The sequence below is a fragment of the Dehalococcoides mccartyi genome (assembly GCF_001889305.1).
Classification (GTDB): domain Bacteria; phylum Chloroflexota; class Dehalococcoidia; order Dehalococcoidales; family Dehalococcoidaceae; genus Dehalococcoides; species Dehalococcoides mccartyi_A.
In genome coordinates this window covers 632,939-658,358 of sequence record NZ_CP013074.1, presented here as the reverse complement: position 1 = coordinate 658,358, position 25,420 = coordinate 632,939, and the positions used below count along the sequence as shown (strand labels likewise).

24 protein-coding genes and 1 riboswitch are annotated in these 25,420 nt (G+C 49.0%); of the genes, 12 read left to right on the top strand and 12 right to left on the bottom strand.

The window, feature by feature from the left end; all coding sequences use genetic code 11:
* Positions 1-118: 118 nt before the first annotated feature.
* The 11 genes from ASJ33_RS03500 (at position 119) to trxA (ending at position 13,211) form a co-directional block, all read left to right on the top strand.
* The gene (locus ASJ33_RS03500; RefSeq protein ID WP_041330804.1) at positions 119-1,912 is read left to right on the top strand and encodes a formate--tetrahydrofolate ligase; all 1,794 of its coding nucleotides are present in this window, start codon (positions 119-121) and stop codon (positions 1,910-1,912) included.
* 37 nt (positions 1,913-1,949) lie between these two features.
* Positions 1,950-3,872 (top strand): ASKHA domain-containing protein, encoded by a 1,923-nt coding sequence (locus ASJ33_RS03495; protein ID WP_041330802.1) that lies wholly within the window; start codon positions 1,950-1,952, stop codon positions 3,870-3,872.
* Positions 3,869-4,651 carry an AAA family ATPase gene (locus tag ASJ33_RS03490; protein ID WP_041330801.1) on the top strand — a complete coding sequence of 261 codons (783 nt, stop codon included), beginning with the start codon at positions 3,869-3,871 and terminating at the stop codon, positions 4,649-4,651. The genes ASJ33_RS03495 and ASJ33_RS03490 overlap by 4 nt, the downstream gene beginning before the upstream one ends.
* Complete coding sequence (locus ASJ33_RS03485; protein ID WP_041330800.1) at positions 4,651-5,541, top strand: bifunctional 5,10-methylenetetrahydrofolate dehydrogenase/5,10-methenyltetrahydrofolate cyclohydrolase; 891 nt, start codon at positions 4,651-4,653, stop codon at positions 5,539-5,541. Before ASJ33_RS03490 ends, ASJ33_RS03485 begins: the two co-directional genes overlap by 1 nt.
* Before the next feature lie 35 nt (positions 5,542-5,576).
* Positions 5,577-6,518 (top strand): acetyl-CoA decarbonylase/synthase complex subunit delta, encoded by a 942-nt coding sequence (locus ASJ33_RS03480; RefSeq protein WP_041330799.1) that lies wholly within the window; start codon positions 5,577-5,579, stop codon positions 6,516-6,518.
* Positions 6,519-6,577: 59 nt separating this feature from the next.
* A complete protein-coding gene (gene acsB / locus ASJ33_RS03475) occupies positions 6,578-8,779 on the top strand; it encodes an acetyl-CoA decarbonylase/synthase complex subunit alpha/beta (protein WP_041330797.1) in 2,202 nt (733 codons plus the stop codon).
* 20 nt (positions 8,780-8,799) lie between these two features.
* The gene (gene acsC / locus ASJ33_RS03470) at positions 8,800-10,146 is read left to right on the top strand and encodes an acetyl-CoA decarbonylase/synthase complex subunit gamma (RefSeq protein WP_041330796.1); all 1,347 of its coding nucleotides are present in this window, start codon (positions 8,800-8,802) and stop codon (positions 10,144-10,146) included.
* Positions 10,147-10,164: 18 nt separating this feature from the next.
* Positions 10,165-10,800 (top strand): DUF3786 domain-containing protein, encoded by a 636-nt coding sequence (locus tag ASJ33_RS03465; protein ID WP_041330795.1) that lies wholly within the window; start codon positions 10,165-10,167, stop codon positions 10,798-10,800.
* A 78-nt stretch (positions 10,801-10,878) separates the two neighbouring features.
* Positions 10,879-11,553, top strand: a complete 675-nt coding sequence (locus ASJ33_RS03460; RefSeq protein ID WP_023652159.1) for a response regulator transcription factor — start codon at positions 10,879-10,881, stop codon at positions 11,551-11,553.
* Positions 11,554-11,567: 14 nt separating this feature from the next.
* Positions 11,568-12,713, top strand: coding sequence for a sensor histidine kinase (locus ASJ33_RS03455; RefSeq protein ID WP_023652158.1), 1,146 nt, complete (start codon positions 11,568-11,570; stop codon positions 12,711-12,713).
* A gap of 174 nt (positions 12,714-12,887) precedes the next feature.
* Entirely contained in the window at positions 12,888-13,211 is a 324-nt protein-coding gene (gene trxA / locus ASJ33_RS03450) for a thioredoxin (RefSeq protein ID WP_041330794.1), read from the top strand.
* 79 nt (positions 13,212-13,290) lie between these two features.
* On the opposite strand, the gene cobU is transcribed toward trxA, so the two are convergent.
* The 12 genes from cobU to ASJ33_RS03390 form a co-directional block, all read right to left on the bottom strand.
* Positions 13,291-13,857 (bottom strand): bifunctional adenosylcobinamide kinase/adenosylcobinamide-phosphate guanylyltransferase, encoded by a 567-nt coding sequence (cobU, locus tag ASJ33_RS03445; protein WP_041330793.1) that lies wholly within the window; start codon positions 13,855-13,857, stop codon positions 13,291-13,293.
* 52 nt (positions 13,858-13,909) lie between these two features.
* Entirely contained in the window at positions 13,910-14,512 is a 603-nt protein-coding gene (cobC, locus tag ASJ33_RS03440; RefSeq protein ID WP_041330791.1) for an alpha-ribazole phosphatase, read from the bottom strand.
* A gap of 19 nt (positions 14,513-14,531) precedes the next feature.
* Positions 14,532-15,296, bottom strand: coding sequence for an adenosylcobinamide-GDP ribazoletransferase (gene cobS / locus ASJ33_RS03435; RefSeq protein ID WP_041330790.1), 765 nt, complete (start codon positions 15,294-15,296; stop codon positions 14,532-14,534).
* A gap of 37 nt (positions 15,297-15,333) precedes the next feature.
* Entirely contained in the window at positions 15,334-16,392 is a 1,059-nt protein-coding gene (gene cobT / locus ASJ33_RS03430) for a nicotinate-nucleotide--dimethylbenzimidazole phosphoribosyltransferase (RefSeq protein ID WP_041330789.1), read from the bottom strand.
* A gap of 157 nt (positions 16,393-16,549) precedes the next feature.
* Positions 16,550-16,748: riboswitch (cobalamin riboswitch) on the bottom strand.
* 15 nt (positions 16,749-16,763) lie between these two features.
* Positions 16,764-17,870: a pyridoxal phosphate-dependent aminotransferase gene (locus tag ASJ33_RS03425; protein WP_041330787.1), complete on the bottom strand. Its 1,107-nt coding sequence runs from the start codon at positions 17,868-17,870 to the stop codon at positions 16,764-16,766.
* Entirely contained in the window at positions 17,854-18,780 is a 927-nt protein-coding gene (locus ASJ33_RS03420) for a cobalamin biosynthesis protein (RefSeq protein ID WP_023652150.1), read from the bottom strand. The genes ASJ33_RS03425 and ASJ33_RS03420 overlap by 17 nt, the downstream gene beginning before the upstream one ends.
* 1 nt (position 18,781) lies before the next feature.
* Positions 18,782-19,552 (bottom strand): adenosylcobinamide amidohydrolase, encoded by a 771-nt coding sequence (locus ASJ33_RS03415; protein WP_041330785.1) that lies wholly within the window; start codon positions 19,550-19,552, stop codon positions 18,782-18,784.
* Positions 19,542-20,369: an ABC transporter ATP-binding protein gene (locus ASJ33_RS03410; protein ID WP_012881902.1), complete on the bottom strand. Its 828-nt coding sequence runs from the start codon at positions 20,367-20,369 to the stop codon at positions 19,542-19,544. Before ASJ33_RS03410 ends, ASJ33_RS03415 begins: the two co-directional genes overlap by 11 nt.
* An 11-nt stretch (positions 20,370-20,380) precedes the next feature.
* The gene (locus ASJ33_RS03405; protein WP_023652147.1) at positions 20,381-21,472 is read right to left on the bottom strand and encodes a FecCD family ABC transporter permease; all 1,092 of its coding nucleotides are present in this window, start codon (positions 21,470-21,472) and stop codon (positions 20,381-20,383) included.
* A 53-nt stretch (positions 21,473-21,525) separates the two neighbouring features.
* Positions 21,526-22,542, bottom strand: coding sequence for an ABC transporter substrate-binding protein (locus ASJ33_RS03400; RefSeq protein WP_041330783.1), 1,017 nt, complete (start codon positions 22,540-22,542; stop codon positions 21,526-21,528).
* Positions 22,543-23,143: 601 nt separating this feature from the next.
* Positions 23,144-23,773 carry an LOG family protein gene (locus ASJ33_RS03395; RefSeq protein WP_023652144.1) on the bottom strand — a complete coding sequence of 210 codons (630 nt, stop codon included), beginning with the start codon at positions 23,771-23,773 and terminating at the stop codon, positions 23,144-23,146.
* 139 nt (positions 23,774-23,912) lie between these two features.
* A complete protein-coding gene (locus ASJ33_RS03390) occupies positions 23,913-24,755 on the bottom strand; it encodes a class I SAM-dependent methyltransferase (protein WP_041331711.1) in 843 nt (280 codons plus the stop codon).
* Between the two features lie 125 nt (positions 24,756-24,880).
* Between ASJ33_RS03390 and ASJ33_RS03385 the strand changes: the two genes are divergently transcribed.
* Complete coding sequence (locus tag ASJ33_RS03385; protein ID WP_041330781.1) at positions 24,881-25,390, top strand: nitroreductase family protein; 510 nt, start codon at positions 24,881-24,883, stop codon at positions 25,388-25,390.
* Positions 25,391-25,420 lie beyond the last annotated feature (30 nt).

Sequence of the window (25,420 nt, the reverse complement as noted above, 5' to 3'; positions counted from 1 at the left end):
ACCAGAACCGGCAGGAAAAACCTTTCGTATTACCATTTTCTATACTTAAATCATTGCAAAAAAGGGGCTGTCTGATATACTGGGTTCAGTACCTTTTAAAGATTTTACGGGGAGTATTTTGACTATAAATAACCGCAAATCCCACTTAAAAGACCTTGACCCCGGCCTGATGAAAGACTGGGAAATAGCCGAAAAGGCCGAAGAATTCCTGAAGCCATCAAAATTGCTGGCTGAGGAACTGGGCCTGACCGAAGATGAGATAATCCCCCACGGCAAATATGTTGCCAAAGTGGATTTTGCCGGGGTACTTACCCGCCTGAAAGACAGACCAAACGGCAAGTATATAGATGTAACCGCCATTACCCCCACCCCACTGGGTGAAGGTAAAAGCACTACCACTATGGGGCTGGTGCAGGGGCTGGGAAATCTGGGCAAGAAAGTAACCGGGGCAATCCGCCAGCCTTCCAGCGGCCCTACCTTCAATATAAAAGGCTCGGCAGCCGGGGGAGGACGCTCCCAATGCCTGCCGCTTTCACCTTTTACTCTGGGGCTGACCGGGGATATAGATGCTGTTACCAATTCCCACAACCTGGCCATGGTCGCCCTTCAGGCCAGGCTTCAGCATGAAGCGAATAATACAGATGAATTTCTGTCCAGCCGCAATTTAAAACGGCTGGATATAGACCCCGCCAGAGTGGAACTGAAATGGGCAATAGACTTTTGCGCCCAGTCCCTCAGGGAAATCATTATGGGCATAGGCGGTAAAACAAACGGCTACCAGATGCGCTCCGGCTTCGGCATATCCGTAAGCTCCGAGGTGATGGCCATACTTTCGGTTTTTACCGGCTTGGCAGACCTGCGGGAACGTATGAGCAAGATAATTGTAGCCTACCGCCAAAACAGCGAACCGGTTACCACCGCAGACCTTGAGGTAGATGGCGCCATGACCGCCCTGCTCCTTCGGGCGGTAAACCCGAATTTGCTTCAAACTATAGAAGGTCAGCCGGTATTTGTCCATGCCGGGCCTTTTGCCAATATTGCTATCGGGCAGTCATCTATTGTGGCTGACCGGCTGGCACTTAAACTGGCTGATTACCATGTAACCGAAAGCGGTTTCGGGGCGGATATCGGTTTTGAAAAGTTCTGGAACATAAAGTGCCGCTTAAGCGGCTTAAAACCGGATTGTGCAGTTATTGTGGCTACGGTCAGGGCTTTAAAGATGCACGGCGGCGGGCCCAAAGTAACTCCCGGCGCCCCCCTTGACCCTGCCTATACCACTCCCAATGCGGCGCTGGTGGAAAAGGGCTGCCAGAATATGCTTGCCCACATCCAGACTGTAAAAATGGCAGGCATAAACCCTGTGGTCTGCATAAACCACTTTGCCGCAGACACAGCTCAGGAAATAGATATTATCCGCCGCACAGCCGAGCAGGCAGGTGCCAGAGTAGCTGTTTCCTATCACTGGGCAAATGGCGGTGAAGGAGCAGCCGAACTGGCCGAAGCAGTGATAGATGCCTGTAACGAACCTAATGACTTTCATTTCCTTTACCCCGAAGATATGCCGCTGAGGGAACGGATTGAAACCATTGCCCGTAAGGTTTACGGGGCAGACGGCGTTTCCTACAGCCAGACAGCCCTAGAAAAACTTACCCGCCTGGAAAACACAGGCAACACCCAGTTTATGCCCAGCTGCATGGTAAAAACCCACCTCAGCCTCTCGCATGACCCCGCACTTAAAGGACGTCCCGGCGGCTTTACCCTGCCTATACGTGATATACTCACCTATATGGGGGCAGGCCTGGTAGTGCCGGTGGCGGGGGATATCAAACTTATGCCCGGTACTTCGTCTGACCCCAATTTCAGGCGGATAGATATAGATACTCATACCGGCAAGGTTAAGGGCCTGTTCTAAATTGGTCTAATCTGTTTAAAGCTGATAAAATGGTAAGATGACCGAGAAGAAATTTAGCGTCTGCTTTGAGCCCGGCCATAAAATTATAAATGGACAGAAGGGGGACAGCCTGCTGGATTTGGCTATTGCCGCCGGAACAGGGCTGTGTGCCTCCTGCGGGGGCGAAGGCGTATGCGGACGCTGCCGTATAAAACTGGTGGAAGGCGAACTGGAGTGCGAAGACCACCTCCAGATAAGCGCTGAAGAGTTTGCCCAGGGAATACGGCTGGCCTGCCAGAGCCGTCTTATATCAAACGTAACAGTGGAGATTCTGGCTGAATCACGTTTTGATACCGCCCTAAGCGGTGATACTATAAGCTGCACCCTGCAAAGCCAGCCTGAACCTGCTGAAAATAAAGCCGTTTTGCCTCTCCGAAAGGTTTTTCTGAAACTTACCCCCCCGTCCGGTACGGATAACGCAAGTGACCTTGCCAGATTAAAACGTTTTCTTAAACCTGTGTGTCCGGCAGAGCCTGATATAGATTATCACCTTCTCTCAGGTCTTTCCGAAACCCTGCGGGAAAAGAACTGGGAAGTAACCCTAAGTTTGCTTAAAACCCCCTTCGGGGAAAAGATAATAAATATCCAACCGGGAGACCAGACTAAGGCAACATACGCTTTTGCTTTTGATATAGGCACTACCGGTGTCCGCGGACAGCTAGTGGAGCTTACCGAATCTAAGGTGCTGGCACAGGCAACCGAATACAACGGTCAGATACCCCTTGGGGAAGACGTTATCAGCCGGATAAACTATGCTGCCAGAGAGGGCGGGCTTATTCAGCTTCAGCGGGCAGTAGTAAACACCCTTAACAATCTGGGTAACGCCATGCTTTCCGAATACGGACTTGAAGCGGAGGATATTTCGTTTGCAACCATAGCCGCCAATACCACCATTACCCAGCTGCTTTACGGGCTTGACCCCAAACACCTCAGGCTTGCCCCGTATGTACCCGCGGCAAATGAACTGCCGCTGATACCCGCCCGCCATATAAATCTGAGCATCTGCCCGCAGGCATATATATACACCCTGCCCTGTGTTGCCAGCTATGTGGGCGGTGATATAGTGGCCGGAGTAATAAGCACCAATATCCCCCGACGGGAAGGTTTAGTGCTGTATATAGATATTGGCACCAACGGGGAAATAGTAGTTGGTAACAAAGACTTTATGTTAACTGCTTCCTGCTCTGCCGGACCGGCCTTTGAGGGCGGCGGTATAAAAAACGGCATGCTGGCCAAACCGGGGGCGATAGAAGATATTGAACTGGATACCCAAAATTTTGAACCCAAACTTAGCATTATAAGCGGCGGCAGTCCCAAGGGTATCTGCGGTGCAGGTCTTATAAATACGGCATCCGCCCTGCTCAAATGCGGCCTGCTGGGACAAAACGGCAAATACAACTCAAATATTAAAACCAGCCGCCTTCGCAAAGGTGCTGACGGCTGCGAATATGTGCTGGCCTTTGGCCGCGAATTCGGGCAGGGACAAGATATAACCCTTTCAGAGGTAGATATAGACAACCTTATCCGGGCCAAGGCTGCCATGTATGCCGGTTACCAGACACTGCTGGAAAGTGCCGGCGCCGGTTTTGACAACCTTGAAAAGGTGATTATTGCCGGGACTTTCGGTGCCAAACTGAATATTAAAAAAGCTATCAATATAGGCTTGCTACCCGAACTTTCCGAAGAACGTTTCATCTTTGTAGGCAACGGCTCTTTGGCTGGTGCCAGGTTGTGTGCTTTTGATGCAAATGCCCAGACCCAGGCTGCTGCCGCCGCCAAAATGATGACCAATGTAGAGCTGTCTGAAAGCACCAGCTTTATGGATAACTATATGGCGGCCATGTTCCTGCCTCATACCAAATCCAGTGATTTCCCTGAGGTATATGCCGCTTTAAGTAAATTCAACGGAGGCAATACTTGACCTATACTATTGCACTGGCAGGCAAGGGCGGGGTAGGCAAAACATCCGTTTCCAGTCTGATTATACGCCAGCTTTTAAAAAACTCTCTCACCCCGGTGCTGGCGGTAGATGCTGATGCCAATGCCAATCTGGGGGAAAGCCTGGGTTTAGACGTCCTGCAGACTGTGGGCGGGCTGATAGCCAGCTTTAACAATGTAAAATTAAACCTGCCACCCGGCATGACCAAAGAAGCTTATCTGGAGTATCAGCTGAATACCACTCTGGCGGAAAGCAAAGGGCTGGATATGATAAGCATGGGCCGGGGCGAAGGTGACGGCTGTTACTGCTACCCTAACAGCATCCTGCGCAGTTATATAGACAAACTCAGCCAGAACTACCGCTATGTAGTTATGGATAACGAGGCCGGTATGGAACACCTGTCCCGCCGCACCACCCAGAATGTAGACCACCTTTTTATAGTATCTGACCACTCGGTCAAAGGGGTGCGGACACTGGGGCGGATACGCCAGCTGGTAGATGAAATGAAACTTAATGTCAGCCAGATTTCTGTTATTATAAACATGGTCACCGGAACGCTTGACCCGCGTCTGGAGGCGGAGATTAATAAACTGGGCATAGCCTATACAGATACCGTGCCGGCAGATGAAATGATACGTGAATTTGACCTGAAGCAAACCCCCCTGCTTAAATTGCCTGACAACTCTCCGGCAGTGCAGGCAGTGGCCAAAATACTTTCAACCCGGCTTGGCATTAAAAACCGCACAGAGGTATCAGAATAATGAGCGCACATATTATAAACGGCACAGAAATAGCCGCAGCCATCCGCGAAGAGATACGCAGTGAAGTAACTGCACTTAAAGCCAAGCACGGCATAGTACCCGGTCTGGCCACCGTACTGGTGGGAGATGACCCTGCTTCGCACTCTTATGTAGACTCCAAAATAAAAATGTGCCAGAATCTGGGTATATATTCAGAGCATCACCCGCTGCCCCAGAGTGCCACCAACGAGGATTTGCTGACCCTGATAGCCATGCTGAATGCAGACCCCAAAATAAGCGGTATTCTGGTACAGGTACCCCTGCCCGTCCAGATTTCAGAAAATCTGGTCTTAAATGCCATAAATCCGGATAAAGATGTAGACGGTTTCCACCCGGTAAACGTAGGCAGAATGTGCCTGGGTGAACCCTGCTTTTTGCCCTGCACCCCGCACGGCGTTCAGGAGCTCTTAATCCGCTCGGGCATAAAGATAGAGGGCACCCATGTGGTTATAGTGGGACGGAGCAATCTGGTCGGCAAGCCGCTGGCCAATATTCTGCTGCAAAAAGCTCCGGGGGCAAACGCCACAGTCACTATCTGCCACAGCGGCACTAAAAACCTGCCGCTGATAACTTCGCAGGCAGATATACTGGTATCCGCCATGGGCAAGCCCAAATTTATCACCGCAGATATGGTCAGGCCGGGCGCGGTGGTGATAGATGTAGGCACAACCTGTATAGGCTACACACCCGAAGGCAAGCGGATACTTTCCGGTGATGTTGATTTTGAAGCCGTCAAGGAAAAGGCCTTTGCCATTACCCCCGTACCCAAAGGTGTAGGCCCTATGACTATTATTATGCTTATGCTAAATACCCTGACTGCCGCCAAAAGGGCTGCCGGTCTGGTAAAATAGACAAATACTTTTAACCCCCTCATGGAGGAAAGTTTATGCCATTTGAAACGCCTAAAATAAACTACAACGGCCGTATCAAGGAAATAACCCTGGGTGAAGGGCCGAAAGCCGTCACTGCAGGCGGTGAAACTTCCATGCCCTTTTACCTGTTTGAGGGGGAAATGCCCCGCAAACCTAAAATAGCCATGGAAATACAGGACACCCCGCCCGAAGATTGGCCGGAAGATGTTTTAAAGCCCTTTGGGGATGCAGTCAATAACCCGGTCATCTGGGCTAAAAAATGTGTTGATACATACGGGGCGGAGCTTATCTGCCTTCAACTGGAAAGCACTGACCCGAACGGGCTTGACCGCTCTGCCGAAGAATCTGCCAAAATTGTCCGGGAAGTGGCAGATGCCGTGGATGTACCCCTGATAGTCTGGGGAACGGCTAACCATGAAAAGGACACCGAGGTACTCCGCAAGGCAAGTGAAGCCTGCCCTGATAAAAAGCTTATACTTGGGCCGGTGGAAGAGGGTGACTATAAGAAAATAGCCGCCCAGGCCATGGCCTATAAACATACTATTATCGCTTCGTCACCCATAGATATAAACTTGGCTAAACAGCTTAATATCCTGCTGGGCAATCTGGGCGTACCCGCCGAAGGGCTGATTATGGACCCCACTGTCAGCAGCATAGGATACGGCATAGAGTATTCGTATTCGGTGATAGAACGCATCCGTCTGGCGGCGCTCACCCAGCAGGACGAACGCCTCCAGTACCCCCTTATCTGCAATATAGGGCGGGAAGCCTGGAAAACCAAAGAAGCCAAAATACCTGAAGCGGAAAGCCCGGAAATGGGCAAGACCGAAAAACGGGCTATTATGATTGAAGCTATGTCCGCTGCTATTTTACTTATTGCCGGGGCGGATATACTGGTAATACGCCATCCGGAATCTATGCGGCTGGCGGGTGAACTGATAGACGAACTTAGCTAACCCCGCCCGCATAATGCACTTACAGGTAATGCCCTGATTATCAAGGAGGGACATGAAAAATGAGTAATACAGTAGCCGAAGCTTCTGTAAATGGCGCCAGAAACATAGTAAATGCTAGTTATGAAATATTTAAACAAACACTAGCCGCAAACTGCCCTGATACAGCAGTGGGTTTCCCGAATACCGCCTATTTCCTGCCGGTCATTTACGGCATACTGGGTATTAAGGTTGAAAAACTGTCTGATATGGAGACCGTTTTTGATAAATGCTTCAAGATGCTGCCCCCGCCGGAGGTAAAAGCCGAAGATGTAACCGAGCTGGGTGCGGTGCTTGAGGCCGGTCTGGCCACCCTGTTTGCAGAGGAAATGCTGGAAGCTCTGCGTTATCTGAGCCAGCCGGAATATTACACCAATACCGAAGACCCCACCCCTGAGAATATCTGGCTGGGTGCGGCTGATGATATTATTCTGCGTAAACGCGGGGTAGAGTTTGTAGACGGCACCGCCCCCGGTTTTGCCGCCATTATAGGTGCGGCACCTGATAATACCACGGCCGAAAGCATAGCCGCTGAGCTTCAGCAGAAAAATCTGTATACGTTTATGTGCGGTGAATCTCAAGGCAAGCGTTTTGCCAGCCAGCTGGCTGATGCCGGGGTTGAGCTTGGCTGGACACCCCGTCTGGTTTCCTTCGGGGATGAACCCACCGCCGCCATCTTTGCCTTCGGCTTTGCCGTCAGGGTAGCCCTGTCATTCGGCAATGTAGAGCCGGGCAACCGTACCAAACTTTTTGAATACAGCCAGGAGCGCATAAAGGCCTTTGTTATGCCGCTGGGAGATATAAGTGACGAATGGTATGCCAATGCCGCCGGGGCGCTCAATTTCGGCTTCCCCATTATTGCGGACAAATCCGTGCTGCCCATTCTGCCGGGGGTGGATGCGGTTGATTCAGTGCTGGCAGGAATACCTTATGACCGCATCGTCTCCAAGGCTATGGACGTCCGGGGAATAAAAGTAAATATAACCAAAGTGCCTGTTCCGGTGGCTTACGGCCCTGCCTACGAAGGAGAACGGGTACGGGGCGAACAGATATATCTGGAATGCGGTGGCGGACGCACCCAGATGGTAGAGCTGGTAACAACCGCCAAAATGGATAATGTTACCGACGGCAAAATAGAACTGTTCGGACAGGATGTATCTGATGTACCCGAAGGCTCCCGCCTGCCGCTGGCTATAGTGGTAGAAGCAGCCGGACACAAGATGAATGAAGATTACGAACCTATACTGGAACGCCAGATACACCACCTCTTAAACTACGCTCAGGGTGTTATGCATATCGGCCAGAGAGATATAGCCTGGCTGCGTGTAAGCAAAGGCGCAGCCGCCAAGGGCTTTTCCTTAAAGCATATCGGCTCTATTCTCCATGCCAAACTGCATCAGGATTTCGGAGGTATAGTAGACAAAATACAGATAAAACTATATACCACACCTGAAAAAGTGGCCGAGATAAGCGGGCAGTCCAAAAAGATTTATGCCAAGCGGGATGAACGCATTGAGGGCATGACTGATGAAAATACCGAGACTTTTTATTCCTGCACCCTCTGCCAGTCATTTGCCCCCAGCCACGTCTGTATAGTCAGCCCCGAAAGAACCGGGCTATGCGGGGCTTACAACTGGATGGACTGCCGGGCTTCCAATGAGATTAATAATTTAGGGCCCAACCAGCCGGTAAACAAGGGGGCAGTTATTGATGCTAAACTTGGGCAATGGTCAGGTATAAACCAGTTTGTAGAAAAAACATCCGGCGGGGTGGTCAGCCATTATAATCTTTACAGCATAATCCATGACCCCATGACCACCTGCGGCTGCTGCGAGTGTATTGCGTCCATACTCCCTCTGTGCAACGGGGTTATGACCGTAAACCGCGAATATGCCGGGATGACACCCTGCGGTATGAAATTTACTACTCTGGCCGGGACTATCGGCGGGGGCATTACCACCCCCGGTTTTCTGGGCCACAGCAAATACAATATTACCCAACGCAAATTTATCTCCGCCGAAAACGGCCTGCTCCGTCTGGTATGGATGCCCAAATCCCTGAAAGACGAGATACGGGAACGGTTTAATGCCAGAGCCGCCGAACTGGGCATACCGGATTTGCTGGAGCGGATTGCAGACGAAAGCGTAGGCACTACCGAGGAAGAAATACTCCCCTTCCTTGAAGAAAAACAACACCCGGCGCTGACCCTTGAGCCACTTATCTAGAAAGGAGCCCGTTTGATATTATGTCACCTACCGGTATAGAAATTTATAAATTTTTACCCCGAACCAATTGCGGCGAATGCGGCGTACCCACTTGTCTGGCATTCGCCATGAGTCTGGCAGGAGGCCGGGCTGAACTTTCTGCCTGCCCTTACGTTTCGGAAGAAGCCAAACAAAAGCTGGAGGAAGCTTCCGCCCCCCCGGTCAGGACAGTGAGCATAGGTACAGGTGATTACTCTTTTAAAACCGGCGGCGAAACTGTCATGCACCGCCATGAAAAACGCTTTGAGCACCAGCCGGGTATTGCCCTGCTCATCTCAGACAGCCTGAGCGAGACGGAACAGGATGCCAAACTGGCCGCTTTCAACCGTTTTCAGTACAAACGGGTGGGTGCTATTCTGAAGCCGGATATGCTGGCACTCAGGGCAGACAGCGGCTCAGGTGAAAAATACCTGAAGCTGGTCAAACTGGCCGCCGAAAAATGCCCGGCCAGCCTCATGCTGATGTGTGCTGATACCGCCGTACTTGATGAATCTTTGAAGATTTGCGCTGAACGCAAACCGCTTCTTTACGCCGCCACAGCCGAAAACAGCAGCGAAATGGCAGAGCTGGCTAAAAAATACAACTGTCCGCTGGTAGCCAAAGCGGCTAACCTGGCAGATTTGGCTGACCTTAGCGTTAAACTTCAATCACTGGGAATAAAAGATATTGTGCTGGACAGCTCTGCCGAAAATTTAAAACAGGCCTTATCTGACAACGTTGCCATAAGACGCTCAGCCATTTCGAAAAAATTCCGGCCCATGGGTTTTTCGGTCATCAATTTCCCCTGCCAGATGACCCAAGACCCCATGAAAGAATCACTTTTTGCCGGCATACTGACTGCCAAATATGCAGGTATACTGGTGCTGTCTGACTTTAGCGGTGAAACCCTGTTCCCTTTGCTGGTAACACGTATGAACCTTTACACCGACCCCCAGCGGCCTTTGGCTACTACCGAGGGTATTTATGAAATAAACACCCCGGATGCCAATTCACCTGTCATGCTTACCTGCAATTTCTCGCTGACATATTTTATTGTCTCCGGTGAGATGGAAAACAGCCGTGTACCCTGTTACCTGATGATAAAAGACACCGAAGGGCTTTCGGTCATGACCGCCTGGGCAGCAGGCAAATTCGGGGCTGATACCATTGGTAAATTTGTAAAAAACAGCGGCATTGCCGCTAAAATCAACCACCGCAAGCTGATTATACCGGGCTACGCTTCAATGGAAAGCGGAGGTCTGGAAGAAGAATTATCCGGTTGGGAGATAATGGTCGGTCCGCGTGAAGCCGCTCATATACCGGCCTATTTAAAGCAGTTTAAACCCTAACATAAACCGGAGGGTTAAATGATGAATTTAGGAGAAGGTTTCCGCCTGCCAAACCAGCGTAATTTTGAACTGGCCACCCAGCGCACCCTTGAACTTAACCGCAGCCGTTTTCTGGCCGTGCAGGATTTTAATAAAATGTGCCAAAACTCAGGTGCGGTATTCCAGCCACCCTTTATCCAGCTTGAATATTTCGGGTTTAAGATAAAGGTAGACACCCGAAACGCAGCCGTAACTAGCCCTGATACAGACCTGTCCCTGCGTGAAGAAGCCCTGATACTGCATTACCTGCTAAAGGCAGACAGGACACCAGTTCTGCACGAACAGATAAGCTTTAAAGAACTGCCTGAGGGTGCCAACTACCAGCCTGTTTTCTATAACAGGGTGCTCAAAGGGCTGATAGCCCTTTATACCGCAGATAGGGCTAAACTGACCTTATCCGCTCTGTCACTAGGCGGTGAAAAAACAGACCAGGCTGATATGAGTTTCTTATTTCAAGCCCTGCCCCGACTGCCCCTCTGGCTGGTATTCTGGCAGGGAGACGATGAATTCCCCCCGGAGGGTAATATTATCTTTGACCGATCCATCTCACATTATCTGGATACTGAAGCCATTACTGAAATCTGCCAGAACCTTGGCAGGAGACTTACTCAATAAACTCGTTAAAATGTGCTGCCTGACAAATGCGTTGAACCATCCCTGCCCTGAGTATATAATTAGAACGAGGGAAACATTATGCAAACTACCCAAATGATAAAAGTGCTTTTGGCAGATGACCACGTAATTGTGCGTGAAGGCACACGGGAACTTATCCAGCGCGAGTCCGGCATGATGGTAGTTGGCGAAGCCTCAGACGGGGTTGAGGCTGTGGAAATGTCCATGAAGGTTCACCCTGATGTGGTTGTTATGGATATTGCCATGCCCCGCTTAAATGGAATTGAGGCCACCAAACAAATAAAACAGCTCCTGCCTACCACTGCCATACTCATACTTACCGCTTACGAATCTGAACAGTATATTCTGGCCATACTGGAAGCAGGCGCCGCCGGTTTTCTGCTTAAAAACGTTAAAGGCACCCAGTTGCTGGAAGCTATCCGTTCCGTATATGCCGGAGAATCGGTACTGCAGCCCTCTACCACCCGCCGGGTTATTGACCAGCTGATTAATAAAGCTGCTAAAACAGAGGAAGTATCAGCCGTAAACCCGCTTACCGAACGTGAAATAGAGGTGCTTAAAATGGCGGCACGGGGCGTCAGCAACAAGGATATTGCCGACCAGTTATATTTATCCAACCGTACCATCCAGACGCATCTTTCCAATATTTTCAAAAAGTTATCTGTAGGTTCGCGGACAGAAGCTATTCTCTACGGGTTGAAACGCGGCTGGTTCATCATGGAAGATTTACCCTGAAACCATATGACCTTATGAAAAAAGTATTTAGTTTCCTCTACAGCCAGATTCGCCGCCTGCCCAGATTACTTGCCAATGTGCATATCTGGATACTGATACTTCTGTTTACCGGGGGATTTTTCCTGCATTACCCCCAGCTGCTGCCCTTTATCGGCCAGATAGACCCTGATTCATTTCTGTACCTGACCCGCCATTCGGTAGGACGGCTTATAATGCTGCTGCCGGTTACCTATACAGCTCTGGTATTCGGCTTGAGACCTGGGCTGGTATCCCTTACTCTGGCTATCGCTATTATTATCCCGAATATTTTTGTGACAGACACCGTAACCGCGGATGATATTATTGAAATCATTGGCATTATTATAATCGGTCTGGTAGTTAACCTCTGGCTGGAAAGCTATGAAACAGATAAAAAACACCGCCAGCAGGCTTACCTGAAAATGGAAACCGCCCAGCGAGAACTCCAGCGGATGCAGCAAAATCTGCGTTTTTACCTCAAACAAATTACCATAGCTCAGGAAGATGAACGCCGGCGTATTGCCCAGGAACTGCACGATGATACCGCTCAAGATCTAATTGTTATTTCACGTGCCATAGACCGCTTTGCGACCAAAAACCCCAACCTTGGCGAAGACAATCTGGCCGAACTGGAAGAGATGCAAAACCATGTAAACCGCACTCTAAGTGAAGTCCGCCGTTTTGCCCAGGATTTGCGGCCTTCGGTACTGGATGATTTGGGTTTAATACCTGCCTTGGAGTGGCTGATACCTGACCTTTCAAAACACTTCGGAATAAATATTGATATAGATGTAAACGGAGAAATCCGCCGCTTTGCCCCTGAAACCGAACTGGTGCTGTTCCGCATAGTACAGGAATCTCTGCGTAATGTAGGCAAGCATGCTCAGGCTACCAAAGCCTGGGTTTACATAGATTTCGGTAAATACAAAGCAACCCTTACCATAAAGGACAATGGCAAAGGGTTCTTACTGCCTGAACGGGTTGGAGATTTAGCCGCTTTGGGCAAACTGGGGTTGACCGGCATGCAGGAACGGGCACAGCTTATCGGCGGACGACTCTCCCTTCAATCTAAGCCGGATGTAGGTACTATGGTAACAGTGGCAGTACCAAATTCCGGTAACCTTGAGGATAATGACATTTAACCCCATTGCTTCCACACAACAAATCCTTTTTCTGCAATAAACAGCCATCTTCCCGAAGAAATTAACCGAGCCGAGTGATATACGAACTCCTGCCGCCAGTTTTTAACCGCCTTGACAGCAAATGAACGCCAAAGTAGTATTAGAAGAGATACGAATACACTAAGGAGAAACGATATGGTAATGGAAATAACCGACCAGAACTTTGAAGCTGAAGTATTGAAATCAGCTAAGCCCGTACTGGTGGATTTTTGGGCTCCGTGGTGCGGCCCCTGCCGTATGGTAGCCCCCATAATAGACAAATTATCTACTAAATACGAAGGTAAGTTTAAATTTTGCAAGCTGAATGTAGATGAAAATAAAACCACTGCCGCCCAATACCGGGTTATGTCCATACCTACCCTGCTGTTTTTCAAGGGCGGTCAGGTAGCTGATATGGTGGTAGGTGCAGTACCCGAATCTGCCTTAAGCCAGAAGATTGACCAGCTGATTCAGAAGTAAACTCTTCTCCAATAACGGAAATTATAAAAACCCCCGGATATCCGGGGGTTTTTATATAATGTATATTACAAAACTGCCACTAACGAAGTAACGGTTTAACCTGCATAGGCAATCCGGCCACCATCAGGTAAACATATTCAACATATGCACCCAGCATCTGGTTTGCCCTTCCCAGCAAATCACGATAGACTCTGGCCATGGCATTGGGCGGGATAAGCCCCGCACCCACATCATTGGTCACCACAATAAATGACGCACCCGTCTTTTTCATAGCCAGTATTATATCATTTATTTCTTTTTTAACCGCCGCATCCAGATAGTCTGCCGCATCACCACCAAGTTCATCACCATGGTCAAGCATATACCGGCACATTATGTTATTTACCAGCAGGGTAATACAGTCAAGTATAATCACATCAGCATTTTCCCTGTAAGCACTTATTTTCTCACCCACCCCCAAACTGGCCTCTATAAGCCCCCATTCGGGCGGACGGGCCTGCTGATGCCGCAGGATACGGGTTTTCATTTCATCATCACCGGCTTCAGCAGTTGCTACAAACATAACCTTGCCGCCTATGGACTTGGCCAGTTCCTCAGCATAACTGCTTTTGCCGCTGCGGGCACCGCCGATAAGTAAATAATTCATTTTAATGACCCTCCGGTATTATAAAAACGCCCTGCCTGAACTTACACCAAAATCAGCTAAGGTGGGACTTGTCGTTCAGTTTTTCCAGTATAGACCCCTCAGGGTAAATATCCAGAACAGTTACCGAGCCAACACCCAGCGTAAACTGCCACCAGTGTTTGTAATCAATGCCCAGAAAATGGCAGATAAGGATACGGAAAACACCCCCGTGCCCCACCAGTAATAAAGTCTCATCCTCCCGGTGCTTGGAGAGCATTTTTACAAATTTAACAACCCGCTGGGCAAAATGTTCCATGCCTTCCCCGTCCGGGAAATGCACGTCAAAGCTGCCCTCAGCCCATTTCTGGGCAATATCCGGGTAGCGTTCTAAAACATCATCGTAGGTAAGGCCCTCTACCCGCCCGAAATCTATTTCCTTCAGGTCATTATTTTTATTGACTGAAAGAGGCCGCCCGTAGGCAATGGTTTCAGCAGTTTCCGTGCAGCGCTTAAGAGGGCTGGAATAAATGGCATCTATCCTGACCGCAGACAAATATTCCCGCAGGGAGTTAGCCTGAGCATGGCCGGAGTCTGAAAGGCCGATATCACTATGCCCCCAGTAACGGCGGTAGTTATCTGTTTCGGTCTCCCCGTGACGCACCAGTATCAGTTTCATGCTATAAACTCCCTCTGTTTCAGCTGAAATACCCGGACAAGGCCACTATAAATATCAGCGCCGCTACCTCGGTAAATTCGTTAATTGAGCCGTAAGTATCCCCGTTTAGTCCGCCAAGCCTGCGTCTAAAGAAAGATGCCAGATACATAACCAGCAGCCAGCTGCCGAACATAGCCAGCAACCCTGCCCAGCCGCCCAGTATTACACAGACTGCCAGACAGAAAATGGTAGCAAGCCACAAGCTGGCTTTTGCAGACCCGCCCTTAAGCTCTTTGCCCAAACCCTGTGACCTGACATACGGGTAACAAACCACCGCATAGACCATAGCCCAGCGGCTGATTAAAGGAAACAGGATAAGCCCGGTTATGAAACTGCCTGAAGGAAGGCTAACGATAGCGGCAAACTTTAAAAGTAAAAGGCAGATTGCCGCAAGTACCCCGATAGCCCCCACCCCCGGCAAATGCATTACCTCCTGGGCGCGTTCAAATGACTTGTGTCCGGCGGCAATACCGTCAAAAGTATCTGTCAAGCCGTCAAGATGCAAACCGCCGGTAATCACCACTAGGCTTACTGTCAGCAAAGCGGCCGTGAGTACATCAGGTAAAAAAAGGGTGAAAACCCAACTCAAACCGGCCAGTATCAACCCGACAATTAAACCCACCAGGGGGTAGAAGCCAAGTGAGCGGGCAAAATCCAGATGTGACTTCTCCCCCTGCCAGTCTTCTTTCAGCCAGGGTACAGGTATATTGGTAAGAAAGCGGAAAGCCGCTAAGAATGAACCCATATATATTTCCTCAAACCGGGATTATACCAGAATACACCTAACTTTGCTTTTCGGAAACCCCGGCATCTGCAAAAGAGGCCATCTCGTGCTGGATACGGTTGGATGCTTCGATAATATTCATGGCAAGGGCGGCACCTGTGCCTTCACCCAGCCGCATATCCATTTTCAAAATAGCATCCAGCCCCATATGTTCAAGCAAAATACGGTGTCCCGGCTCTACCGACTGGTGAGCGGCAAACATAAAGTCCTTTACCTGCGGGCAGATAGTATACGCAATAAGTGCCGCCGCACCTGAAATAAAGCCGTCTACAACCACCCCCACTCTGTTAGCAGCCGCACCCAGTATTACCCCTGCCAAACCGCCTATTTCATAGCCGCCCACCTTAGACAGCACATCCAGCGCATCTTTGGCATTGGGTTTGTTAAGGGAAATTGCCTTGGCAATGGCGTTGCGTTTCAGCTTCATCTGCTCGTCTGAAGCACCGGTACCCCGCCCGGTTACCTCTTCAAGTGACCGCCCGGTAATGACAGAGCAAATAGCGGCGGAGGGGGAAGTATTGCCGATACCCATATCACCGGTACCTACCAAATCCAGCCCCTTTTTAACCTCGGCGGTTACAATCTCTATACCGGTCTCAATAGCTTTTACCGCCTGCTCGCGGGTCATAGCCGGGCCGTAAACCATGTTATTGGTGCCGGGGGCAATATTGCGGTTGATTATATTCGGGTCTTCCGCCATGGGGGTGGCCACCCCCAAAGCAACCACCACATTACGCGCCCCCACCTGTCTGGAAAGGACATTTATGGCGGCACCGCCATGGGCGAAATTTTGCAGCATCTGGGCGGTTACTTCTTTGGGCCAGTTGTGAAACTTCTCATCAATAATGCCGTGGTCGCCAGCCATAGTTATAATGGCTTTGCGGGCAGTTTGGGGCTTGGCATCCCCCTGAATGCCTGCAAGCTGAACCGCAATGGCTTCAAGCTTGCCTAAAGACCCTTGAGGTTTAGTCAGGATATCCTGATGGGCCTGAGCCTTGGTCATGGCCTCTTTATCAAGCCCGTGTATCTTTGCAAGTGTTGCATTTAATAGTTCCATATTTCTAAACTCCTTTATTAAAAACTTTGATTAGGGTATATCAATTTTTAGCACTTCAGGCTATGCTCAGTTTATCCTCCTCTGGCGCCTGCCCAAATAAAAAAGGGGCTGGCACATCTCAAAATATCTTCAAGATGAGCCGGCCCCTTTACCATCAGGTATCCGGTTTGGTGTTAACACGTCTTCTGGCTTCCGGATTATCCCCCGGTTCCGCCCTTCCCATCAGGGTACTGCCCTGACAGTGGCCGCACAAAAAGTGCTTTAAGAAACCAAAGTCCCCGGTTACAGCGGCGGGACCGCCACGGATTCAAACCGTGTTCCGTTTACTAATCACCATTAAAAACTATATCAGACAAAACCCTGCCAGTCAATCAGGCTGGATAAATCTCAGACTTACTTTTCAATTCAGCCGCAACCGCAAGCAGGCGTTCACACTCACTTTGGGTGCGGGGAGCAATGCGGACATACTGCGGCAAGCCGAATGAAGTGCAGTCCCGCACCATAAGCCCGTGCTTCAGGAGTGCCAAACGGAAATCTGCGGCCTTTTTCACTTTCATCAGGAAAAAATTGGTCTCGGAGGGCAGTACTCTAAAGCCCAAGCCTGCAAAACCCTGCCTGAGATACTCCTTAGAGGCCTTTATCTTTTTCTCAGATTCCGCTAGATAGCTGGGGTGACGTAAGCAAACTAATCCTGCTTTTTGGGCGGCAGCATTAACATTCCACGGCGGACAGACCTTTTTAAGGTTGTTTATTATCTCCGCCGAGGCCATGCCATAACCTAACCTCAGCCCGGCCAAAGCGCAGTCTTTGGTCATAGAGCGGATAACTATAATATTGCCCGTTTCAAGCAAATCTGCTGCTTTCCAGCAGTCTTCAGCAAAGGCTATATAAGCTTCGTCCAGCACCAGCAGGGTATCAGTGCAGACGCTCAGCACTTTTTCAATATCCGCTTTGGAAAGATAAACCCCGGTAGGGTTATTGGGATTGCAGATAAATACCGCTTTGGGCTGGTGTTTTTTAATAATGCGGCAGGTTAAATCCAAATCAAACTTAAATCCGCTCTCTTCGTCTGCCCACTGCTCAATTATATCCGCACCGGCCACTTCTGCTGCCAGTTCATATTCCCCGAAGGTGGGTTTAAGTATTAAAACCGTATCCCCCACCCCAAAATATGCCCCGGCAACCAGACGGATAATTTCCATAGAGCCGCTGCCTACAATCAGGTTTTCGGGCTTAAGCGAAAGCCTGCCCGCCAGATATTCTTTGAGTTCGACAGAATCAGAGTCAGGGTAGCGGTCAATAACCAAGGAACACAGGGCTTCTTTTATCTCTGCAGGTGCCGGATAGGGATTTGAACTTACCGAAAAATCCATAATCGCATCCGGGCTGATACCAAGTTTTCTAAGCTCGGCATAGTTCGGCCCGCCGTGATAACACGGCTTTAATTTTTCTACCTGCGGCTTAGGCGATATGGACAAAATAAATCACTCCCGCGCTTATTAAGACCCAGATAAAGGCCGCACTGTTTATAAGCAGCAGCGAACGGCTGATAGTTTGGGGAACAAGCTCCCTGATATTATCCCCTAAAGAGTAGTGTCCCACTTTTTCCAGACAAACTTCAAGGGCACCGGCTGCAGTCGCCATTGGCCAGCCGGCATTGGGGCTTTGGGTCTTGGCATGGTCACGCCACATTATCCGCCATGCCCCTGCCGGGCTGTAACGCCCAAAGAGGCTGGACACAAGTATGCACAAGGCAGACAGTCTGGCCGGAATAAAATTAAGCACATCATCAAATCTGGCAGCAAACTTGCCCAGATGTTCGTATTTACCGCGGTAACCCACCATGCTGTCAAAGGTGCTCACTACCCGGTAGGCCATAACACCGGGCACGCCGAATATCAGAAAGAAGAAGAGCGGCGACACAAACCCGTCTCCGATACTCTCCGCCACAGATTCCACCGCCGCCGCCACCAGTTTGGGCTGAGGCAGTTTGGAGGTATCACGAGAAACCAGTGAGCGGAGCTCAAAACGGGCCTGGGCAATGTCATCTTTTTCTAACAATTGCTTAATCAGCAAAGCTGCCTTACGCAAGCCGGTTACCGTAAAACACATCTTGAGTAAAATGGCCGACACTATTATGTAAACTACACTGTTTACCCCATGCAGCCAGCCTAGCAGAAAATATACCGGTATAAAAAAAAGTGCCATGGCAATAAAAACCATGACTATACCGTAAACAAACTGGTAGACCCGGCCGCCCTTAAACCCTGCCCGCTCAAAAAAGGCAATTACCCTGCCCATATAGGCTACCGGATGAAAAGCATTAGGCGGGTCTCCAAAAACCAAATCAATAATGAGCGCCAGCAGGAATATAAAAAGGACTTCCAACCTAATGCCCTTTTCTGCTGGCAATACGCTTGGTCAGGGCTTCTTTTATGGCCAGGGTAACACTCCGCCCCATAAGTTCGCCCAGCAATGTATGCCCGCCCACGTAGGTTGCCTTATCACCTGTGCCTGAAACTGCCGCTATCTGGTCAGTACCAGTGCCGCTGGCTTTTAGGCCGGGGGTATAAGCACTCATAACACCCAGTTCATCCAAAGCGATAGTCTTTGCCTCGGTAGCGGTTATAAAACAGGAAGCCAGAGCAGACTGCGGCAGGCTTTCACTGGTAAGAATAATAGTATTTATAGTGCCGAAGGGTTTAAACTTGCCGTTGCGGTCAATCCCCGAAGACTTATCCTGCCCAATGCGTAAGGCATTAGACTCCACCCCGGCAGTAGCCAGAACCGCCACCCACAAATCACCCTGTTTTTCCTCATGGAAGGCCAGATGATCCATGGTAACCCCGGTGGATAAAACCAGCACTTTGGAAAGGGGAATGCCTATAGCACTCAGGGCTTTGGAAAAAACCTGACGGTAATAGCCATTCCAGCTTAATTTATCATTATGCAGACGCGGCCAGATAGCATCCGGCAAATAAATATTGCAAACTGCCTTTACTTTGCGGTAACCCTGCCTGCCGGAAAGTGCCCGCCGTTCTTCGGGAAAAGTAACCACTAAAGCATTGGCGGGAACACCCCAGACCTCGTGCTTAATAACCTCTGCCTTTATGCCGTGAAATTCAGCAACAGTCCGTATATTTATTTTCTCAGTGGGCACCCGTGCCTCCCTTTTCACCATTTGTATTACAGCGGATATTACCCAAACGCGGCAATACTGCCGGAAGACCGCTTAAGGGATGGGTATGAACATAACTGCCGGGGCCGTAAACACGGCTTATATTATCTGTAGTTATTACTTCAACCGGACTGCCATCCGCATGAATTCCATTATTATCAATGAGTATCAGCCTCTCACAATAATGAGCAGCCAGATTAAGGTCATGCAAGGCGGCGATTACGGTAATATTCCGTTCACGGCACTCAGACTTTATAAGGTCAAGTATCTCTATCTGACGGCCTATATCAAGGTTGGAAGTAGGCTCATCCAGCAAAATTGCTTCGGTTTTCTGGCACAAGGAACGGGCAATAACCACACTCTGTATCTCCCCGCCGGAAAGCTCCCCTATCTGGCGTTCAGCCAGATGCAGCACACCCGCCCTTTTCAAAGCCTCCCAGGCAATTGCAATATCTTTGTGGCTTTCATACTGAAAAGTACCCATATGTGGATTACGCCCCATTAGTACAATCTCAAAGGCAGTAAAAGCACTGGGAAGTACAGGTATCTGGGGGACAACCCCTACCATCTTAGCCAGTTCCAGACGGGGTATGGAACGTGAATTACGCCCGTTTATATAAATATTGCCCAGACGCGGTTCTATTACTCTGGCCAAAGACTTTATCAGGGTAGATTTGCCTGAACCATTCGGTCCCACTAGTCCAATCATCTCACCCGGCATGGTCTTAAAGCTGACATTCCGCAGAACATCAACCGGACCATATGCCAGGGTTACATCTCTTACTTCAAGTTCAAACATTTTTCATATACCTAAAAGAGCATTCGAGTGCGTTTTCTAAGCAAATACAGGAAAAAGGGCGCACCTACCAGAGCCGTAATAGCCCCTACCGGAATTTCATTGGGAGCAACCAGAGTACGGGAAGCGATATCAGCCATTATCATAAAGACCGCCCCCACCAGAGCCGAAAGCGGCAGCAGAAAACGGTAGTCTGCCCCCCAGATCAGTCTCACGGCATGGGGAACAATAATACCCACAAAACCGATAATACCCACGAAAGATACCGCCGCGGCTGTTATCAGGGTAGCCGCCGTAAGGAGGATAATCTTCATTCGTTCTACATCCACTCCCAGTTCCTGAGCCTGCTCCTCACCCAGCTGGATAAGATTCAGCGAACGGGCAAACAGGAGTATAACCAGAGTACCTATGATTACGATAGGTATTGCTATCTTCACACTCTCCCAGCCGGCCATGGAAAAACTACCCATCAGCCAAAACATAACAGAGTGAATCTTGTCACCGCTAACCGTAATAAGATACGATACAATAGCCGTAAGGAATGACCCCAGCGCCACACCGGCCAGTATCAAGGTAGTCACAGTCAGGCGGTTTCCCACTCTGGCAAGCATATACACTACCCCTACCGCCCCGAAAGCCCCAGCAAAAGCAAACAATGGCGTAGTAAAAATACCCAGAACATCAAAACCAATACCAAGTATCAACCCCAATACTGCGCCTACGGCTGCACCTTGTGCCACACCGATAAGATACGGGTCTGCCAGAGGGTTTCGGAAAAGCCCCTGATAAGTAGCCCCGGCTACAGCCAAAGCCATACCCACCACCCCGGCCAGCAAAACCCTAGGTAAACGGATATCCCAAATAATGGTTTGTGTGTTTACAGTCCAGTCCGGGATAATATTTACGAAGGGAATTTTTGAAATCATGATAGATATAGTGGTAAAAAACGGCACTTCAACCGAACCGAACGATATAGCAAAAATAGCCGCCAAAAGCAGTAGTCCAAATAATCCGGCCATAGCAATAATTCGTCCCCTCCAGTGGGGGTGCATACCGCTGGGAACTGCCGGGCAGTTTTCCTTATTCAGATTTGTATTAACACCCATTCTTACCCGCAAAACTGTGGGGCAGGTGATATCACCTGCCCCACCTGAATTCATTACGCGCTAAATTCTCCAAATATTTCAGGGTGAAGCATCTTAGCCAGTTGTTCCAGAGCCTCTACTATCCGCGGGCCGGTACGGCCGATAAGGTCTGTATTGATACTATATATATTGCCGTTTATTCTGGCGTCAATATCAGCCAAACGGGGTTCATCCTGCATAAAAAGCAGCGGCGCATCAGCTCCTGAGCCCATGCCTGTACCAACCACTACCACCTGGGGGTTAGCCCCAAGCACTGTTTCCAAGCTAATGGTGGGATAAGATTCTGCAGAATCAGCAGTAATACTAACGCCTCCGGCAGCAGTAATCAAGCCAGTTATGAAGGCAGTAGAACCAACGCTCATAAGAGGTTCATGCCAAACGATATATAAAACACGCGGTTTCTGACTTTCAGACAGGTTTTTAACCTTGGATGTTACCGCATCAATACGGGTTTGCATCTCATCTACCAGTGAATTGGCTTTCTCAACCTGATTAAGGCATTTGCCGATAAGCTCAATAGATTCCAGCACCTCTTCCAGATTATCCGGAGAAATAGCTATTACGGTAAGCCCCAGCTGTTCAAGCTGCGGGATAACTGTTGATGCATGGATATTGGATGCCAAAATAATATCAGGTCCTATGGCAGTCACCGCTTCAGCATCTACATTTGAAAAACCGCCTACTTTAGGTTTAGCTGCTGCAGCTTCTGGGTAGTTACAGTAAGTAGTTACACCCACCAGTTTATCTTCAAGACCCATGGCATAAATCGTTTCGGTATTGCTGGGGGAAAGGGATACTATGGTCTGTGGTTCAGATTTAATCTCCACAGTTCTACCCAGCTGGTCAGTAACAGTTAAGGGATAAGTTACCTCGGTTACAACAGGGTTTTCGTCATCATTATTGGTATCATCAGCAGCTTTACAGCCACCCACCAAACCCAACAATAAAACCAAACTCAGAAAAATACCGGCAACAGTAGTACCCAGACGAGCACTTTTACTGCTAAGTTTTTTATTTATATTGTCCAGCATAACTGCTCCATTCATTTTAAATATTGAGAACCAACATATCAGGCGAAGCTACTTACTGTTACAAGTTTTTCTGCATGGCCATACCTCCTCTTACCGCGGAGAGCCTTTATAAACGAACTTTGAGGTTCTGACTTCAGGGTATTTACCCCTTACAGCAGGCGGTACTGCGCCGGAATTGCACCGAGCTTGCACCCAAAGTTCAAGGCCCTGTTAGATACATTTACAACCTACCAGACACAAAAAATACCTCTGCCTCATCGGACAAAGGTATTTAAGCCATTTAAAATGACTACCCTCCCTATTCCGCGGAGTACCCGGTAAACGGGGTTTGAGGTTCTGGCTCCCGAAGGTATCCCCTGCGGTTACAGTAGGCGGTACTGCGACGGCTTCACACCGGTCTTGCACTCATAGTCCCCGTTGATTTATTCAACTAAATTTTAGTTTACTCCAGTATTTTTGATTAGTCAATACATCAGTCACAAAAATCTAAGATATTTTCAAGGGAATATATCCAAAACTATTTGACTACAAAATAAAACCCCCGTATCCTGTTAAAGATAATGGGGGGGAATAATCAAGTCTCTTCCGTTCTACGAAGCAACTAACCGTCAGACATGCCATCAGGATCATTATTTTCCATCAAACGTTTATGCCTGGGGAAAATGCGTTCCCGATAGACGGCTTCCAGCACATCCAGCAATTTATACGGGTCTGATTCGTAGTAGACCCGGGCACCGGTTTCCTTGTCCACCATGGAAATAATCTTGTCCAGATGGTCAGCAATACCGCCGCTTCCCCGAAGTACGCCTATAACCTTACCTTCGTCATAAGCTATGGCAAACTCACCCAGAGTGCCGGACCTGCCTCCGGCAAATATCACTACGTCACAACTGCGGATATTTTCAATTTCCCTCCCCATCAGGCCGGAGCCGGTATATATAATGGCGTCGTAGCCACGGGTGGGAGAATGATATTTTTCTACATGCTCTTCCAGATTCAGGGCCGGGGAAATGCCTACCACTACCCCGCCTTCTTCTTTAGCCCCCAGCACGGTTTCATGGGGCATACCGGGGCAGGCACCGGTAATAAGCACATGTTTACGCTTAGCTATGCACTCACCTAAACAACGCAAACTCTTTTTGGTTTCTTCAGTCATATTCCCGCCGGCTGACCCCATAACGCCTATCGTCATCTGGGGAAAAGGCGGAATGACTTTGGTTGATTTTGTCATTACTCTTGCTTCTCTCTTCTAAGGTTTAACAATATACAATTGTAAACCATTTTACCCCAATAAACAGGCTATCTCAATCAATAAAACAGCCGCAGTTTATAAAGCTGCGGCTGTTAAGACCTGTATCTTAGCTAATAAATTAGTTTTTCTTGCGGGCAACTACGGCAATTTCAGGTGAAGTTTCGCAAAAAGCCGCCCCGGCAACATCTGAAAATACACCTGTTACTTCAAACCCGTTTGCGGCTAACTCAGCCTCAAGCTCCGGGGCAGAGAAATACTTCAGCCAGTTGAAAACCTGCCACTCCTTATCCGCCTCTATAATAGAGTATTTATCTAGAACCACTTTTTCAAGCGGATATTTAAAGGTATTTACAAAGCCGAAATAATCACTGCCGGACCAGAAACCATCCATCAAACAGTGCCCATATGCGGCACTTTCTGCCCGCCCTTCGTAAGCTGAAAGAGAAAATACATCCAGCAATATCTGCCCGTTATCTTTCAGGCATTTCCGCCAGACCGAAAGAAGCCGGCAACGCTGAGCAGGGCTTAGAGCGCAGTAATCACAATAGATAAGTGTTATCAGATCAAACTTCTTCGGAGCAGCAAACTCCAGGTAGTTTTGTTCTATATAATGGATATCCAGATGATGAGCGGATGCAAATTCACGGGCGTAACCTATAGAACGGCTTGAAAAATCTATACCGGTCACATCCGCACCCGCAGCCGCCAAACGACTGGTATAAAGTCCCGGCCCGCAGCCGAAATCACAAACCAGCTTGCCATCACCCAACCTAAAATATTCTGCTATCCAGCAGGCGGATTTTTCAATAAAGATAGCTTTGCGTGATGCAGGCTCAATATCCGGGTTGAGATGGAACTCCAGCATACGGGAGGAAATATGAGGGTCATTCCAGAGTACAGATGCACTGTACTGATGATATAACTCAGGCTTATTATTTATATCTGCCAGTTTTTTAAACACAAACTTCCCCTTTATTTTAAAAAATGGAAAACCGGGCACTTAAGCCCCTGACATTCGGGAAGTATTTAGCAGATCATAATACAATATGATATAAAGAGATGATGGGATTAGTCAAGGAGTTTTAAATGAACACACTTGAAACAATATTCAGCCGCCGAAGCACACGTCACTATCAAAACGAAGGTATAAGCCCCTCAGAACTGGATACCCTTTTAAGGGCAGGCATGGCCGCCCCTTCCGCCGGAAACCAGCAAGTCTGGCATTTTGTAGTTATAGATGACCGCCGCATACTTGATAAAATACCTGAAATTCACCCTTATTCCGAAATGCTAAAAGAAGCCCCCATGGCTATCATGGTATGTGCAGATGTAAGTGCCGAAACTAAAGTAGGTTACTGGATACAGGACTGTGCGGCTGCCACCCAAAACATTCTTCTGGCAGCAGAGGCGTTGGGTTTGGGTGCCTGCTGGCTAGGCCTGCACCCGCGTGAAGAACGCAAAGCGGCTGTCTCTCAGCTACTAAACATCCCTGCCGGTATAAGCCCTCTCAGCCTTATCGCCATTGGCAAAAAGGGAGAGGTGAAGCCACCGGCCGGACGTTATTTAAAGAGCCATATACATAAAAATGGCTGGTAGCTTCAAGCCAGATTTGAAAAAGAACCCGCT